The 15,167-nt window shown below is 75.9% G+C and carries 12 protein-coding genes; 8 read left to right on the plus strand and 4 right to left on the minus strand.

Features of this window, described 5'->3' with window-relative positions; all coding sequences use genetic code 11:
• Positions 1-109 precede the first annotated feature (109 nt).
• From ACFU6K_RS11525 to ACFU6K_RS11535, 3 genes are all read right to left on the minus strand, one after another.
• Positions 110-4,672: a hypothetical protein gene (locus ACFU6K_RS11525; RefSeq protein ID WP_380662349.1), complete on the minus strand. Its 4,563-nt coding sequence runs from the start codon at positions 4,670-4,672 to the stop codon at positions 110-112.
• Positions 4,673-4,790: 118 nt separating this feature from the next.
• Positions 4,791-5,666, minus strand: a complete 876-nt coding sequence (locus ACFU6K_RS11530) for a hypothetical protein (RefSeq protein WP_355268040.1) — start codon at positions 5,664-5,666, stop codon at positions 4,791-4,793.
• Between the two features lie 91 nt (positions 5,667-5,757).
• Positions 5,758-7,296, minus strand: coding sequence for a hypothetical protein (locus ACFU6K_RS11535; RefSeq protein ID WP_380662350.1), 1,539 nt, complete (start codon positions 7,294-7,296; stop codon positions 5,758-5,760).
• 185 nt (positions 7,297-7,481) lie between these two features.
• On the opposite strand from ACFU6K_RS11535, the gene ACFU6K_RS11540 reads away from it, so the two are divergent.
• The 5 genes from ACFU6K_RS11540 (at position 7,482) to ACFU6K_RS11560 (ending at position 11,775) form a co-directional block, all read left to right on the plus strand.
• Entirely contained in the window at positions 7,482-8,534 is a 1,053-nt protein-coding gene (locus ACFU6K_RS11540) for an IPT/TIG domain-containing protein (protein WP_380662351.1), read from the plus strand.
• Between the two features lie 262 nt (positions 8,535-8,796).
• Positions 8,797-9,321, plus strand: coding sequence for a hypothetical protein (locus ACFU6K_RS11545; protein ID WP_380662352.1), 525 nt, complete (start codon positions 8,797-8,799; stop codon positions 9,319-9,321).
• A gap of 175 nt (positions 9,322-9,496) precedes the next feature.
• On the plus strand, positions 9,497-10,273 hold the full coding sequence (locus ACFU6K_RS11550) for a LamB/YcsF family protein (protein ID WP_380662353.1): 777 nt from the start codon (positions 9,497-9,499) through the stop codon (positions 10,271-10,273).
• Positions 10,270-10,899: a 5-oxoprolinase subunit PxpB gene (gene pxpB, locus ACFU6K_RS11555; RefSeq protein WP_380662354.1), complete on the plus strand. Its 630-nt coding sequence runs from the start codon at positions 10,270-10,272 to the stop codon at positions 10,897-10,899. The genes ACFU6K_RS11550 and pxpB overlap by 4 nt, the downstream gene beginning before the upstream one ends.
• A gap of 12 nt (positions 10,900-10,911) precedes the next feature.
• A complete protein-coding gene (locus ACFU6K_RS11560; protein ID WP_380662355.1) occupies positions 10,912-11,775 on the plus strand; it encodes a biotin-dependent carboxyltransferase family protein in 864 nt (287 codons plus the stop codon).
• A gap of 30 nt (positions 11,776-11,805) precedes the next feature.
• Here ACFU6K_RS11560 and ACFU6K_RS11565 read toward each other — a convergent pair whose 3' ends face one another.
• Positions 11,806-12,576, minus strand: coding sequence for an alpha/beta fold hydrolase (locus ACFU6K_RS11565; RefSeq protein ID WP_380662356.1), 771 nt, complete (start codon positions 12,574-12,576; stop codon positions 11,806-11,808).
• 152 nt (positions 12,577-12,728) lie between these two features.
• Between ACFU6K_RS11565 and ACFU6K_RS11570 the strand changes: the two genes are divergently transcribed.
• From ACFU6K_RS11570 to ACFU6K_RS11580, 3 genes are all read left to right on the plus strand, one after another.
• A complete protein-coding gene (locus ACFU6K_RS11570) occupies positions 12,729-13,262 on the plus strand; it encodes a PadR family transcriptional regulator (RefSeq protein WP_117492440.1) in 534 nt (177 codons plus the stop codon).
• Between the two features lie 83 nt (positions 13,263-13,345).
• A complete protein-coding gene (locus tag ACFU6K_RS11575) occupies positions 13,346-14,041 on the plus strand; it encodes a class I SAM-dependent methyltransferase (RefSeq protein ID WP_380662357.1) in 696 nt (231 codons plus the stop codon).
• 226 nt (positions 14,042-14,267) lie between these two features.
• Positions 14,268-15,110, plus strand: a complete 843-nt coding sequence (locus tag ACFU6K_RS11580) for an undecaprenyl-diphosphate phosphatase (protein ID WP_380662358.1) — start codon at positions 14,268-14,270, stop codon at positions 15,108-15,110.
• The last annotated feature ends 57 nt before the right edge of the window (positions 15,111-15,167 follow it).

The raw sequence follows: 15,167 nt of genomic DNA on the forward strand, positions 1-15,167 counted from the left end.
GCGGAGGAGGGAGCCACTGCGGAGCATTGGCGACCGACGACAACGCGGCGAGGTGCGTGCCCCGGCGTCGCCCCGCAGACGCGAGTTTGGCGGCAGGCCCTAGGTGAGTTCACGGCTGGGCGGGAACCTCCGCGGGGCGCTTGAACATCCGGGTGGCGGTGATCTCGCCGTGGATGGTCGGGCCGTCCGGGTCCGGCGCGGCGGGCAGGCCCGGGCGCAGGTGCTCCTCGACCGAGATGTACTTGAGGCCGGCCCGCAGGTCGGCGTCGTTGCGCAGGCGGATCACCAGCGGGAACTCGGCGAGCGCGGTGGTGTCGAACAGGCCGGTGGTGTAGATCAGCTGGACGCCGAGCGCGTCGGCCACGGCCCGCTGGAGCTCCAGCAGGTAGGTGGCGTTGGCGCGGCCGATCGGGTTGTCCAGGAACAGCGTGCCGGCGTGCCGCAGCTGGGACTGGCCGCGGTCGTTGGCACGCAGCGCGGCCATCGTGCAGTACAGCGCGATGGCGGCGGTGAGCAGCTGGCCGCCGGAGAAGACGTCGGACATCTGGCCGACGCTGACCCGCTCGGCGCGCAGCACCGCGTCGGGCTTGAGGATCTCGACGCTGACCCCCTTGGGGCCGATCGCGGCGGCGACCCCGCGCAGCAGCAGGGACATGCCGTCGCGGCGCAGGTCGCTGTTCTTCCTGACGGCGGCGCGGGTGGCCTCGTCGATGACCTCGCCCAGGCGCTCGACCAGGGTGGCGTGGTCCGGGTCCTCGAAGCGGATCCGGAGGAACTCCTGGCCGGACCACTCCCCCAGGCCCTCGGGCAGCCGGGACAGCCGCTGGGCGGCGCGCAGGGTGGTGAGCGAGGACTCGACCAGGCCGCGCAGCCGGTCCACGATCGAGCCGCGGTTCTTCTCCAGCTGGGCGAGCTCGTCGGTGAGCACCCGCAGCCGGGGCGCGAAGGCGGTGGCCCAGGCGGCGGCGTGCTCGGGCAGCGCGGAGGCGGGCAGTTCGCGGATCTGCTGGCGGGCGGGGGTGCGGACGGCCTCGTAGCGGGCGGCGTTGGCGTGCCGGACCAGGGCGTCGGCGGTGTCGCGGACGGCGAGTTCGGAGGAGGACAGTTCGCCGGCGGCGGTGCGCAGGGCGCGGCGGGCCTCGGTGGCGCCGGTGCGGGCCTCGGTCAGCGAGCCCAGGTACGGCTCGACCGGGTCGTCCGGGTCCTCCTGGTGGTCGCGCAGGCCGTCGCGCAGCTGGCCGGCCAGCTCGTCGAAGTCGGCGGCGGACGCCTGGGCGGTGTCGAAGGTCCGCTGGAGGTCGGCGTGGGCGGTGCGGGCGGCGTCCAGGGCCTCGCGGCGCTCGGCCAGGCGGCTGGTGGCGGTGCGCAGCAGGGCCTGGGCGTGCTCCGGATCGGTGGGGACGAGGTCCTCGGGCAGCTCGGTGTGCGCCTCGCCGTCGGCGGGGGCGGAGCGCTCGGCCTCGCCGCGCAGCCGGCCGAGCTGCTCGCTGGCAGTGGCGGAGCGGGCCTCGATGGTGGCGACCAGCTCCTCGGCGCGGGCGGCGGCGGCCTGGCGGGCCGGGCCGTCGGCGCCGTCGGGGCTGCCGAGGAGTTCCTCGGCGCGGGTGCGCACCTTGTTGGTGAGGCGGTCGAGTTCGGTCGCGGCGGCGGCCTCGTCGCCCTCGGCGCGGGCCTGTTCGGCGCGCAGGTCGGCGCCGACGCCGACCTTCTCGTACAGCTGGGAGGCGGCGCGGTAGGCCTCGCGCAGGGCGGGCAGTGCGGCGGGGGCGGTCTCGGCGGGCTCGTCGGCCTGCTCGGCGGCGGGGATCTCGGCGCGTTCGGCGCGCAGCGCCCGGGCCGTCCGGCGGGCGTCGTCGGCGGCGCGCTGGGCGGCGCGGCGGTCCTCGTCGCAGGTGCGGGCGCGCTCGGCGCACAGCGCCTGGCGGCGGTCGCACTCGGCGGCGTCCTCGGCGAGTTCGCGCTGGCGGCGGGCCCAGTTGGCACGCTCGCGCAGCCGGAAGGCGAGGCCGGAGAGGGCGTCGGCGCGGCGGCGGGCGCGCTGGGCGGCCTCGCGGTGCTCCTCGTGGGCGGAGGCGGCCGCGGCGTGGTCGGGGTCGGCCTCGTCGTGGTCGGCGCGCAGGGTGGCCAGGGCGGCGGCGGCCTGCTCGGCGTGCTCGCGGGCGGCCTCGGCCGCGGCGGCGAGCTCGGCGAGGGTGCCGGGCGGGCAGCTGGCGTGCCAGGAGGCGAGGCGGGCGGCGAGGGCGCGGTCGGCGCCGAGGCGGCCGGCCAGTTCGCGGATGTGCTCCTCGCGGGCGCTCGCCCGGGCGCGCAGGTCGCGGCGCTCGCCGTCGGCGGCGGACTCGTCGTGCATGGCCGGGTTCGGCGGCACGAGGAAGAACGCGGGCTCGTCGGTGATCGGGGCGATCAGCGAGGCGGCGGCGCCGACGGCGACGGTGGAGCGCGGCAGCAGGGCGGCGGCCTGCAGGGCCTCGCGGGCGCGCTCCAGCGAGGAGGGGTCGGTGACGACGACGCCGTCGACCAGTTCGGGGCGGGCGGCGAGGATCGCCTCGTGGTCGGCCGGGTCGACGGACTGGGCGAGGTAGCGCCAGCCGGGCAGGGCCGGGATGCCGTGCTCGGCGAGGTACTCGACGGTGGCGAGCACGTCCGGGCCGGGCGGCAGCAGGCCGCCGTCGCCGAGGGCGGCGAGGATGCGCGAGTCGTCGGCGGCCGCCGTACGGAGGTCGAACAGGGTGCGTTCGGCGGTGGCGATGGACTCGTCGAGGAGTTCGCGCAGGTACTCGGCGTTGCGGTCGAGCAGGGCGGGGGTGAGGAAGCCGGCGTCCTCCTCGGCGCCCTCCTGGTAGGGGGTCAGGGAGAGCAGGTCAGCGAGGCGCTGCTCGGTGGCGAGCAGGGCGGCGGTGCGCTGCTCGGCGGCGAGGGCCCGGGCGGCGTCCTTGCGCGCGTCGCCGGCCCGCTCGGCGGCGAGTTCGGCGCGCGAGGTGGCGGCGGCGGCCTCGCGCAGCCGGGCGGCGGCGGACTCGGCGGCGGTACGGGCCTGGGCGAGCGCGGCGGAGGCGGCCTTCTCGACGTCGGCGGCGTACAGCGCGGCGCGGGCCGGGTCCACGTCGCCGTCGGCGTCGATGAAGCCGGCCGAGACGGCGGCCTCGGTCTCCTGCTCGACCTCGGCGAGGCGCTGGCGCAGGTGGTCGGCCTCGCTGCGGGCCTTCTGGGCGGCGGTGGCGGCCTCGGTGGCGTCGGTCTGCGCCTTGCCGCCGTCCTGCTGGAGTTCGCCCGCGCGCTCCTCCTCGGTGTCGGCGCGGGACTCGGCGGCCGCGGCGGCGGCCTCCAGGGCGCGGGCCAGGGCGGTCGCGGCGCGGGCGCGGGCGGCGAGCGCGGGGGCGGCGTCCAGCTCGGCCTCGCGGATGGCGGCGGCGACCCGGGCGACCCGGTCGGCGGCGGCGCGCTGGCGCAGCACCGCCTCGGCGGCCTGCCAGGCGGAGTGCAGGGTGCGGGCGTCGATGAGTTCGCGGCGCAGCGCGGCGGCCTCGGCGGTGGCCGCGGTGAGGCTCAGGGTGGCGTGCCGGTGGGTGAGTTCGTCGGTGATCAGGCTGTGCCGGGTGCGGTCGGCCTCGGCCGCGGTGACGGCGCCCGCGGCGGCGGCGACCTCGATGGCGAGGTCCTGGGCGCGGTCGCGTTCGGCGGTGGCGCGGGAGGCGAGGGCGTGGGCGAGCCGGCGGGTGCGGCGCTCGGCGGTGCGGTGGGCCTCGCGGACCGTCTCGCGGGCGGTGGTGGCCTCGGCGATGCGCTCCAGGAGGTCCAGCGAGCCGGCGGTGAAGTCGCGTTCGGCGGTGAGCTCGGCGCGGCGGCCGAGCTTGGCGGCGAAGCCGTGCACGAGGTCGGCGAGGCCGTCGGTGTCCCGGGTGTCGGTGACGGCGCGCAGCAGGAGGTCGGTGAAGTCGCTGTCGTGCTTGACCGCGAAGAGGCCGGCCGCCTCGCCCTCGTCGGCGTTCATCTCGCGCTGGTAGCGGAAGAGTTCGGGGTCGAGGCCGAGTTCGCCGAGGTGCTCGGTCCAGCGGTCGTGGCCGTCCTCGAAGACCAGGTCGAGGTGCGGGTGGGCCTTGCCGGCCTCGGTGAGGGCGTCGCGGAAGCCCTTCATGGTGCGGCGGCGGCCGCGGGCCTTCTGGTCGCCGGCCAGGCTGACCCGTTCGGCGACCGGCAGCGAGTCGAGGGTCAGGCCGGGGCCGGGGCGGAAGGAGTACCAGGTCTCGGCGAACTTGCGCGGGTCGGAGGAGACCTGGCGGCCGCGCCACTCGCTGACCTTGCCGACCACGATCAGCTCGCCGGTGACGGTGTGCTGCCACTCCAGGGCGACGTGGCCGCAGTCGTCGGCGAGCAGGAACTTGCGCAGCACGCCGGAGCTGGCGCCGCCGAGGGTGTTGCGGTGGCCGGGGAGCATGACCGAGAAGATCAGCTTGAGCAGGACGGACTTGCCGCCGCCGTTCTCCAGGAAGAGCACGCCGGCCGGGGCGGGGCGGCGGACCGGGCCGTCGGGGTCCTCGCCGAACAGGCCGATCTGCTGCGGGGCCGGGTCGGCGACCGGCTCGCCGACGCCGCGCAGGTCGAGCACCGTGTCGGCGTAGCGGGCCCCGGCCGGTCCGATCGAGTAGAGGCGGACCCGGTTGAGCTCGTACATGTGCGGCTGTTCTCCGTGGCTTGCGTGGCATGAGGGATGGACGGCGGGCCGGCTCGGGGCGGGTGGGCCGGGGCCGGCGCGGTGGGGCCCGGAGCGGGTGGGCTCCGGGCGCCGGGGCTCAGAGGGAGTGGAACGGCAGCCCCGCGTCGGCGACCAGTTCGTCGCCGGTGTCCGGCGGCAGCAGGCTGGCGGTGCCGTCGGAGACCGGGACGATGCCGAGGTCGAGCAGTTCGGCCATGGCCGCGCTGCCCGCCAGGTCGCGCACCTGGAGCTGGTAGCGGGCGGTGGTGCGGTAGGTGCCGCCGGAGTCGTCGGAGACCTTCTGGAGGAAGCCGGAGTCGACCAGGAACAGCACGGCCTTGGCGACGATGCCGATGGTGGAGCCGGAGAGCCGGCGGGCGTCCTTGGTGGCGCCGGTGGCGGTGCGCCGGGCCCAGACCCGCCAGGCGGCCTCCAGGCCGGGGGCGTCGGAGGCCGGGTCGGTGTTGGCGCCCTCGGCGTCGGCCTGCTCCTCCAGGCGGCGGCAGGCCTGGCGGACGAAGGAGTCGACGCCGTTGACGGTGATCCGGCCGAGGTAGCCGTCGTCGGCGAGGTCCTCGGGGCGCGGGAAGGCCATCGCGGCGACGGCCAGGTGGGCGAGGCCGTGCAGGAAGCGGTCGGTGGACTCGGAGGCTGCGCGGCGCGAGTAGTCGCCCATCCGGACGGCGAACAGCGAGTCCTCGGCGGCGGCCACGGCCATGCCGGCCCGCGGGGAGACCTCCAGGACGACCAGGCCCATGCCGGTCGCGATGGCGTCGGCGAGCCGGGCGAACGGCGGGTCCTCGCGGTGGCGGCGCACCAGCTCGGCGTACTCGGCGTCGCGGGCGGGCAGCAGCTTGGCCTGGAGGCCGAAGGAGACCAGTCGGGCGGCGTCCGCGACGTCGGCCGGGGTGATCGGCGCGGGGGCCGCGGGTTCGGTCTCGGCCGCCCAGGACGTGTCGTGGTGGGTCGTCACGGGCGGTGCTCCTCGGGGGTGGCGCGGTGGTTACGGTTCGTCAAGGTTGGTCCCGGCGGGGTTGGTCCCGGCAACGTGTGCTCCCGGCCGGTCAGCCGGCGTCCTTGCGGTCGGCGGCCATGCCGACCGCGTCGAGCAGGGCGCTGCCGACGATCAGGTCGGCGCCGCCGAACTCCTGGTCGCGCAGCGGGGTGCCGTCGTCCACGGCGAACAGCAGCCGCTCCTCGCCCTGGCGGTAGGCGGTGCCGACCGGCGGGCTGGCCGCGTGCACGGCGAGCAGGGCGACCAGGTACGGCAGGTCCGGGTCCTGCTTGCGGGCGTCGGCGAGCAGGCCGGAGAGTCGGCGGGGGGCGTCCGGGGGCAGGTCGAGCAGGAGCATCGCGGACTCCAGCTGGGCCTCGGAGAACCGGCTGTCGTCCGGGGTGGCGACGAGGTCCGGGTCGGGCAGTTCGGCGCCGAGGTGCTCGCGCTCGACCGGCGGGGTGAGCAGCAGGTCGACCAGGTCGGCGACCCGGACCGAGACCGGGGTGCGCAGACCGGCGCCGCGGGCGAAGAACGCGCCGGTGGGGCGGACGGCCTGCTCTATCGGCAGCCGCAGCACGGGGGCGAGCAGCTGACCGTAGAGGTCGATGCCGCTGCGGGCGCCGGGGGCGGCGAAGGCCTGGCGGTCCTGCTCGGCGCGGAACAGCGGGCCGGCCTCCAGCAGGCGGGTCTGGAGCTGGGTGTGGCGGCGGATGCAGTCCTTGACGATGTCGACCAGCTCGGCGGCGCGGCGCTTGTGCTCCGGGTCCTCGGCCTCGTCGCGGGCCTTGCGGATGTTGGTGAGAATCGCGTTCTCGTGCCGGTAGCGGTCCGCGATGTGGTCCAGTGCCTCCTCGATGAGATCGGGGATGGCGCGCATCCAGTCCACCGCCCGGACGTTGCGGCGGGTGGCGTCCAGGGCGCGGCGCAGCGTCTCGGCGTACTGGACGGTGCGGTAGCGGGCCTGCTCGGCGGCGAGCTGGGCGTCGGCCAGGCGGCCGCGGCGGATCAGCACCTCCAGCTTGACCTCGGCGGCGATCTGGGCCGAGGTGACGTCGGTGTCGAGCGCGCCGACCAGGACGTTGACCGCCTCGTCGGTGGTGCGCAGGTAGACGCCGCCGTCGGGGCCGGGGACCTCCTCGATCAGCTTGAAGTCGTAGTCGCGGCGGACGTACTCGCCGTCCGCGCCGAAGGTGCCGTAGACGGCGCGGAAGCCGCGGTCCACGCTGCCGACGTTGATCAGCGACTCCAGCACCCAGCGGGCGACCCGCTCGTGCTCGACGGCGGGACGGCCGGCGGCCTGGGCGGCGACCCGGGGCAGCAGCCGGGCCAGCACTATCTCGCGGTCGGCCCCGGTGTCGAAGTCCATGTGCAGGGTGACCAGGTCGATCGCGGCGAGGCCGACCTCGGCCATCGCGTAGCCGCCGTACTCGCCGGCCAGGTTGACCTTGCGGTTGTCCAGGTCGTGCAGCGGGGCGGTGCAGGCCAGCGCCTTGAGCCGGCGGGCCAGGCCCTCGTCGGCGGCGGGGCCGGGCGCGGGGCGCGCGGCGGCCGGGCCGGCCGGGGGTCGGAGGCCGGGCTCGATGGGCGGGTCTGCGATGGCGGTCACGGTGGACAAGATTAGAGGTTCGCACCGAGTTCGACCGAAACGGACCTTGCGGGCGGGCGGAGCGGCAGGTGGGCGGCGGTTCGGGTGACGGATTCGGAACGTGGTTCCGACGGGATTCCGCCATTCCCGAACCGGTATTCGAGAAAACCGTGAGGGTCGCGCATCGGTTCGGTGATGATCGACCCATGATCACCCGACTGGCCGAAGCGGGCCTCGCCGCCGCGCTGTCCGTGACCACCCTCGCCACCGGCGTCGTCCTCGCCACCGGCGCCACCGCCGAGGCCGCGACCCCGGCGGTCCCGACCTCCGCCCAGCACGTGACCGTCTCGCAGGGCGGGAACTACCCCGGCGGGTTCTTCACCACCGGCAACATGTCGGTGTCCTGGACCGTGTCCGGCACCGCCGACCTGACCGGGCCGACCCACATCACCCTCGACCTGCCGCCCGGCGTCACCACCGACGGTGCGATGTTCTTCCCCACGCCGCCGGACTACACCTTCACCACCACCCTCTCCCCCGACCACCGCCACCTGGAGGCCGTGTTCACCGCCACCCGGGCGGTCGGGAGCTACAACTTCATGAAGCTCAACCTGGCCACCACGCCCGGCGTGCCGATCGTCGGCGCGATCACCGCGACGGTCGCCAACCCGAACGACGCCGACCCGACCGGGCACGTCTCCGGCTACGACCTCGGCAGCAGGAGCTACCTGCCGGCGACCGTCCAGGCCGCCCCCGCCGTCACCGGCCTCGACACCGCCACCGGCCCGGGCGCCGGCGGCACCGCGGTGACCGTCAGCGGCAGCAACCTGGCCAACGGCATGGTGCTGGTCGGCGGCGTCCCGGCCCCCGGCCGCTGCACCGACACCGCCTGCGCGGTGACCACCCCGGGCGGCACGGGCAGCGCCCCGGTCAGCGTGGTGACGCCCGGCGGCACCGCCGCGGCGCCGGTCACCTTCGACTACACCGGCGCCCCGCCGCCGGCCCCGGCCGCGCCGGTGGTCAGCAGCCTCTCCCCGGCCTCCGGCCCGGCCGCCGGCGGCACCCGGGTGTACGTGTTCGGCAGCAACCTGACGTACGGGGCGGTGGCCTTCGGCGGGGTGCCGGCCGCCCACGTCTCCTGCGGCCCGACCGCCTGCTCGGCCACGGCCCCGGCGGCCACTCAGCCCGGGCCGGTGGACGTCACGGTCTCCACGGCGGGCGGGACCAGCGCGCCGGTGACATACACCTACACGGCGTAACGGCCGTACGCGGCGCACTGGCCGCCGTCGGTGCCCGGGTTCCGCGGAGCCCGGGCACCGCCGCGTTCGGGGCGGGCGGAGGCTCCGCTGCCCGGGTCCCCTGCCGCCTCCCCGTCCCGACACGCCCCCGGGCACCCCGCCTGTCCCCACCCGCCCGGAAGGCTAGTTGAACACGTTCAAAAGATGGGTCTAGAGTCGGTTCCGCGCAGGCGGGACAAGGCTCCGCCTGCACTTCGGCATGCTCGGCATGGAGGTGTGCGAGATGGACGGCGACTCGGCGGTCATCCTTCGCAAGGTCCGACGGTGGCTCTGGTTCTTCCTGGTCTGCCTGGTGCTCAGCGGGCTCACCGCGTTCCCGCTGGAGACCGAGACCCGCTGGCTGGCCGACTTCGCCGCCGGCCCCGCCGCCCCGCTGAGCGATCACGTCCCCGGTGCGACGGCCTGGATCGACCGGGTCCACACGGGCGTCGCCGAGACCAACGCGCGGTACCCCTTCCTGGCCTACGGCACCGACTGGCTGGCCTTCGCGCACCTGGTGATCGCCGCCGCCTTCTGGGGGCCGCTCAAGGACCCGGTCCGCAACATCTGGGTGATCCGCTGGGCCGTGCTGGCCTGCGGGGCCGTCATCCCGCTGGCGCTGATCTGCGGGCCGCTGCGCGGGATTCCGCTGGCATGGCGATTCGTCGACATGTCGTTCGGGGTCTTCGGCGTCATCCCGCTCCTGGTCGTGCTGCGGGCGCTGCGCCCGCTGGAGCGCGCCCTCCGGGAGCCGGCGACCGCCGGTTGAGCCCACGTGGCCCGCGCGCCCGGCTCGCACCCCGGCGCGACCCCGCGCGGCGCCGCCCCGGGGCGTGCGGCCCCGGGCACACGCCGCGGCGCCCGCGGGGCTCCGGGTCACGGGCAACGGCCTTCATCCGCAGGCCCTACCATCTGGCTCAACAGCTGCTGGGAGGCGGACGGGCGTGGCCGATGCGGTGATCGATCTCAATGCGGACCTCGGAGAGGGGTTCGGACGCTGGACCCTGACCGACGACGAGGCGCTGCTGTCCGTGGTGACCAGCGCCAACGTCGCCTGCGGGTTCCACGCCGGGGACCCGTCGACGATGCGCCGGGTCTGCGCGCTGGCGGCCGAGCGCGGCGTCCGGATCGGCGCCCAGGTCTCCTACCGCGACCTGGCCGGCTTCGGCCGCCGCGCGATGGACGTGCCCCCGGAGGAGCTCGCCGACGAGATCGCGTACCAGATCGGCGCCCTCCAGGTGTTCGCCCGCGCGGCCGGCTCCAAGGTCTCCTACGTCAAGCCGCACGGCGCCCTCTACAACCGGGTGGTCGGCGACTCCGAGCAGGCCGAGGCCGTGGTGGCCGGCGTGCTGCGGGCGGGCGCGGTCTGCGACGGGCCGCTGCCCGTGCTCGGCCTGCCGGGCTCGCTGCTGCTGGAGGTGGCCGAGGGCGTCGGGCTCCCGGTGGTCGCCGAGGCCTTCGCCGACCGCGCGTACACCCGCGCCGGCACCCTCGTGCCGCGCCGCGAGCCGGACGCCGTGGTGCACGATCCCGAGTCGGTGATCACCCGCGCCGTCGCCATCGCCCGGGACGGCACGGTGGAGGCCGCCGGCGGCGAGCGGATCGCCGTCGAGGCCCGCTCGCTCTGCGTCCACGGCGACACCCCCGGCGCCGCCCAGCTCGCCTGGCGGATCCGCGGCGCCCTGGCCTCCGCCGGGGTCCGGGTGGAGGCCTTCACGTGACACCGGGGACGGTGCGCCGGGTCGGCGAGCGGGCGCTGCTGGTCGAGCTGCCCGGGACGGCCGAGGTGGCCGCGCTGTACGGCTGGCTGAGCGAGCGCCGGGAGTCGGGGGCACTCGGCGCGGTGGAGGAGCTGGTCCCGGCCGCGCGCACCCTGCTGCTGGACGGCGTCGCGGACGTCGACGCGGTCGCGGCCCTGCTGCGCACCGCCCGTCCGACGGCGGCGGCCGGGGTGGCGCGCGGACCGCTGCTGGAGGTCCCGACCGTGTACGACGGCGCCGACCTGGCCGAGGTCGCCGCGCTGTGGCGGGTGTCCGTGGAGGCCGCCGTCCGGATCCACACCGGGCCCGAGTACGTCGTCGCGTTCTGCGGCTTCGCCCCCGGCTTCGGCTACCTCACCGGCCTCCCGGCGCCGTACGAGGTACCGCGCCGGGCCACCCCGCGCAGTTCCGTCCCGGCCGGCTCGGTCGCCCTGGCCGGCCCGTACACCGGTGTCTACCCGCACCCCTCCCCCGGCGGCTGGCAGCTGATCGGCCGGACGGCGCTCACCCTCTGGGACGCCGACCGCGAGCCCCCGGCCCTGCTGGCCCCGGGCACCCGGGTCCGCTTCACCGCAGAACGGGCCTGAGGGGGAAACGAGTTGAACGAGCTGGTGGTGGAGCGGCCGGGACCGCTGACCACGGTCCAGGACCTCGGGCGGCGCGGGGTCGCCCACCTCGGGGTGCCGAGGGCCGGGGCGCTGGACGAGCCGGCCCTGCGGGCGGCCAACCGGCTGGTGGGCAACGACCCCGGGGCCGCCGGGCTGGAGACCACCCTCGGCGGGGTCGCGCTGCGGGCCGCCGCGGCGGTCCTGGTCGCCGTCACCGGTGCGCCCTGCCCCGTCCGGGTGGACGGCCGGCCGGTCGCCTGGGGCGCGCCGGTCCTGGTGCCGGCCGGTGCGCTGCTGGAGGTGGGGGCGGCGACGGCCGGGGTGCGCGGCTACCTGGCGGTGGCGGGCGGGATCGACGTCCCGCCGGTGCTCGGCAGCCGCTCGACGGACCTGCTCTCCGGGCTCGGGCCGGCCCCGCTGGCTACCGGGGACCACCTGCCGGTCGGCACCCCGCCCCCGTACCGGGCCCGGCCGGAGCTGGTGCCGCTGCCCGCTCCCCCCGCCGAACTGGTGCTGCGGCTGCGGCTCGGACCGCGCGCGGACTGGTTCACCCCGGAGGCGGTGGCCCGCCTCGGCCGCGACCGGTACCTGGTCTCCCCGACCGGCAACCGGGTCGGGCTGCGCACCGAGGGCCCGCCGGTCGCGCGCGCCAGGGACGGCGAACTGCCCAGCGAGGGCATGGTGTTGGGCGCGGTGCAGATTCCGCCGGACGGGCAGCCGGTGGTGTTCCTGGCCGACCACCCGACCACCGGCGGCTACCCGGTGGTCGGCGTCGTGCCGACCGCCGACCTCGCGGCCGCCGCCCAGGCCCGACCGGGGACGCCGGTGCGCTTCGTGCCCCTGCGGGGGCACTGAGCGGAAGCACCGGGCGACCCCCGAACCCGCTCACCGCTGTTCGAGCGCCGCCGCCGCGGCGGCCGCGAAGCCGTCCGGGTTGTCGATCATGACGTTGTGCCCGCAGTCCGGCACCGCGACCACCCGTACGCCGGCCGCGCGAAGGGCGTCGGCGCCGGTGGGCTCGCCGTCCGCCGCCGGGTGGAGGAAGGTGCGCGGGAGGTCGAGGCCGAGCAGCAGCTCGCGCATGGTCGGTTCGGTCGCCCGGGCGAGGTGGCGGGCGCTGCGGTGGAGCGCCTCCGGGCCGGCCAGCCGCATGGTGGACCACCAGAACGGGCCGACCCGCTCGGCGACTTCGCCCAGGCCGCCGGCCAGGAACTCCTCCTCGCCGTAGGCCGCGATGCCGCTGCTGCCGGGGCGGCGCCGGTCGGGGTCGACCCGGTCCAGGTTGGCGTCCACCAGGAGCAGCCGCTCGACCAGGTGCGGGTGCCGCCGGGCGAGGACGATCGCGACCGCCCCGCCCATGCTGTGGCCGACCACCTCGACCCGGTCCGGCCCGGCGGCCGCGACCGCCGCCGCGACCGCGTCCGCGTGCTCCTCCAGCGTGTAGCCGAAGTCCGTCGGCCGGTCGCTGAGGCCGAAGCCGAGCAGGTCCAGCAGCAGCGAGCGCCGCCCGGCCAGCAGCGGGTGGGCGGCGGCGGCCGCGAAGTAGGCCGGCGAGCTGGAGCCGAGCCCGTGCAGGTAGAGCCGCACCGGCTCGGTTCCGGGCAGCTCGACCCAGCGGATCCGGTCGCCGTTCGGGGTGACAGGGGCCTCGCGCATGCTCACTCGCTCCTCGTTCCTGGTTCCTGGGGGCCGGCTCGGGGTTCCGGCCCGGGTGTCTCCGGCGGACGAGCAGGACCATACCTCGAAGTCGAGGTATGGCGATAGCGAGATACCCACACTCCGAGGGACGGATCTGAGAGAGTGGCCCCATGCTGAAGCTCGCCATCCTCGGTTTCCTGTACGACCGCCCCCTGCACGGCTACGAGCTGCGCCGCCACCTCGCCGCGCTCACCGGGCACGTCCGACCGATCAGCGACGGCACGCTCTACCCCGCGATCAAGCGCCTGGAGGCCGACGGCCTGCTGGTCCGCGAGACCGAGCCGGGCAGCGCCGCCGCGCCCCGGCACACCCTGCACCTCACCGGGGCCGGCCGCGCCGCGCTGCTCGACCGGCTGCGCGAGCCCGAACCGCTCGACGTCAGCGACGAGAACCGCTGGTTCACCCTGCTCGCCTTCCTGCGGCACCTCGCCGACCCCGCCGCCCAGGCCGCCGTGCTCCGCCGCCGACTGGCCTTCCTCGCCGAGCCGGCCAGCTTCTTCTACGAGGGCGACCGCCCGATCGGCGCCGAGGAGTTCGACGACCCGTTCCGGCGCGGCCTGCTGCTCGTCGCCCGCGCCACCACCGAGGCCGAACTCGCCTGGCTGCACGCGACCCTGGCCGACCTGGAGGACGGCCCCCGGTAGACCGGGCCCGAACGCGCCGCGGCCCGCCGGTCCACGCCAACGCCCTCTTCCCCCGCCCACCCGTCCGTGTTCCGATGAACGGCATGGCAGACGAACGACGCGATGGCTACGACGGAACGGGCAAGGGTGCGATCACCCCGGACGGCTGCGCCGTCGAGGTGTGGACCCGCCTCCCCGTGGGCGACGCCCCGGACGTGATCGAGGCGGCGGTGCCGCCCGGCGCGCACATCCTCGAACTCGGCTGCGGCGTCGGCCGGATGACGCACCCGCTGACCGACCGCGGCTTCACCGTGACGGCCGTGGACGAGTCCGCCGACATGCTGGCCCGGGTCCGTCCGGACGTCCGCACGGTACGCGGCCCGATCGAAGGACTGGACCTCGGCGAGCGCTTCGACGTCGTCATGCTCGCCTCCTTCCTGGTGCACGCCGGTGATGTGACGGTCCGCCAGGGCCTGCTGGAGACCTGCCGCCGGCACGTCGCCGAGGACGGCTGCGTGCTGGTGCAGCGCGAGGGCGAGGACTGGCACCGGAACGTGCCCCGGGAGAGCTCGATCGGCCCGGACGCGCGGGCCCGGCTGGTCTCGGCCACGCCGGTCGGCGACGGCGTCAACTCGGTGCGCTTCGAGTACGTCTTCCCGGACGGCACCTGGACCCAGACCTTCCTGTCCCGACCGCTCAGCACCGAGGCGTTCGAGCAGGCGCTCGCGGAGGCCGGCCTGGCGGTCGAGCGCTACCTGACGGCGGACCGCACCTGGGTCCGGGCGCGGCCGGTGCTGTAGCTCCCGGCCACCGCCGGAGCGGCAGGGGCCCCGTGCGCAAAGCCGGAACAAAGGGTGAACAAAGAACTGTCACTTTCACCCCGTACCATCAGCCGCGCGCCGGGCTCGCGCGCGGCCCGCGGGCCGGGCGGGTCACGGTGGTCCCGCACGCCCTTCCGACCCGCAAGGACCCGCCCATGCCGCCCCAGCCCCTCGCCCGACGGATACCCCCGGCGGGTGCCCGGTGATCGACTGGTTCCACGGGGCCGTCCTCGGCCTGATCCAGGGGCTCACCGAGTTCCTGCCGGTCTCCTCCAGCGCCCACCTGCGGGTCTTCTCGGCCCTGCTCGGCTGGGACGACCCGGGCGCGGCCTTCACGGCCGTCACCCAGCTCGGCACCGAGACGGCGGTGCTGATCTACTTCCGCCGGGACATCGCCTCGATCGTCAGGACCTGGGCGCTGTCCCTGTTCCGGCCGGCGCTGCGCTCGGACCCGGACGCCCGGATGGGCTGGTTCGTGATCATCGGCACCCTGCCGATCGGCATCCTGGGCAAGCTGTTCCAGGACACCATCGAGACCCACCTGCGCGACCTGCGGATCATCGGCACCACGCTGATCGTCTTCGGCCTGATCCTGGCCTTCGCCGACCGCACCCGGGCCGTCCGCCACGCCCGTCCGATCACCGACCTGACGCTGCCGCACGCGGGCGTCTACGGCTTCGCCCAGGCGCTGGCGCTGATCCCGGGCGTCTCCCGTTCCGGTGGCACGATCAGCGCGGGTCTGCTGCTCGGCTACAGCCGGGAGGCGGCGGCCCGCTACTCGTTCCTGCTCGCCATCCCGGCAGTGCTCGCCTCCGGGGCGCTGGAGCTGTTCAAGATCGGTGAGGGCCCGGCCCCGGCCTGGGGGCCGACCATCCTGGCCACCGTGATCGCCTTCGTGGTCGGCTACGCGGCGATCGCCTGGTTCCTGAAGTACATCTCGACGCACAGCTTCCTGCCGTTCGTCGTCTACCGGGTACTGCTCGGCGTTCTGATCATCGGACTGGTCGTCGGCGGCGTCCTGGCTCCGGACGCGGGCGCGGTGAAGTAGAACCGGGTTTCAGAAAACCGGGACCCGCGGAAACGAGTGGGCCGGGACACCGACACC

The organism is Kitasatospora sp. NPDC057512 (assembly GCF_042802135.1).
Classification (GTDB): domain Bacteria; phylum Actinomycetota; class Actinomycetes; order Streptomycetales; family Streptomycetaceae; genus Kitasatospora.

What these genes read in the sequence shown, in the direction of transcription:
- ACFU6K_RS11570 (WP_117492440.1), top strand. Translation starts at nt 12,729, where the DNA reads ATGCTGAAGCTCGCCATCCTCGGTTTCCTGTACGACCGCCCCCTGCAC.
- ACFU6K_RS11525 (WP_380662349.1), bottom strand. Translation starts at nt 4,672, where the DNA reads ATGTACGAGCTCAACCGGGTCCGCCTCTACTCGATCGGACCGGCCGGG.
- ACFU6K_RS11565 (WP_380662356.1), bottom strand. Translation starts at nt 12,576, where the DNA reads ATGCGCGAGGCCCCTGTCACCCCGAACGGCGACCGGATCCGCTGGGTC.
- ACFU6K_RS11540 (WP_380662351.1), top strand. Translation starts at nt 7,482, where the DNA reads ATGATCACCCGACTGGCCGAAGCGGGCCTCGCCGCCGCGCTGTCCGTG.
- ACFU6K_RS11545 (WP_380662352.1), top strand. Translation starts at nt 8,797, where the DNA reads ATGGACGGCGACTCGGCGGTCATCCTTCGCAAGGTCCGACGGTGGCTC.
- ACFU6K_RS11575 (WP_380662357.1), top strand. Translation starts at nt 13,346, where the DNA reads ATGGCAGACGAACGACGCGATGGCTACGACGGAACGGGCAAGGGTGCG.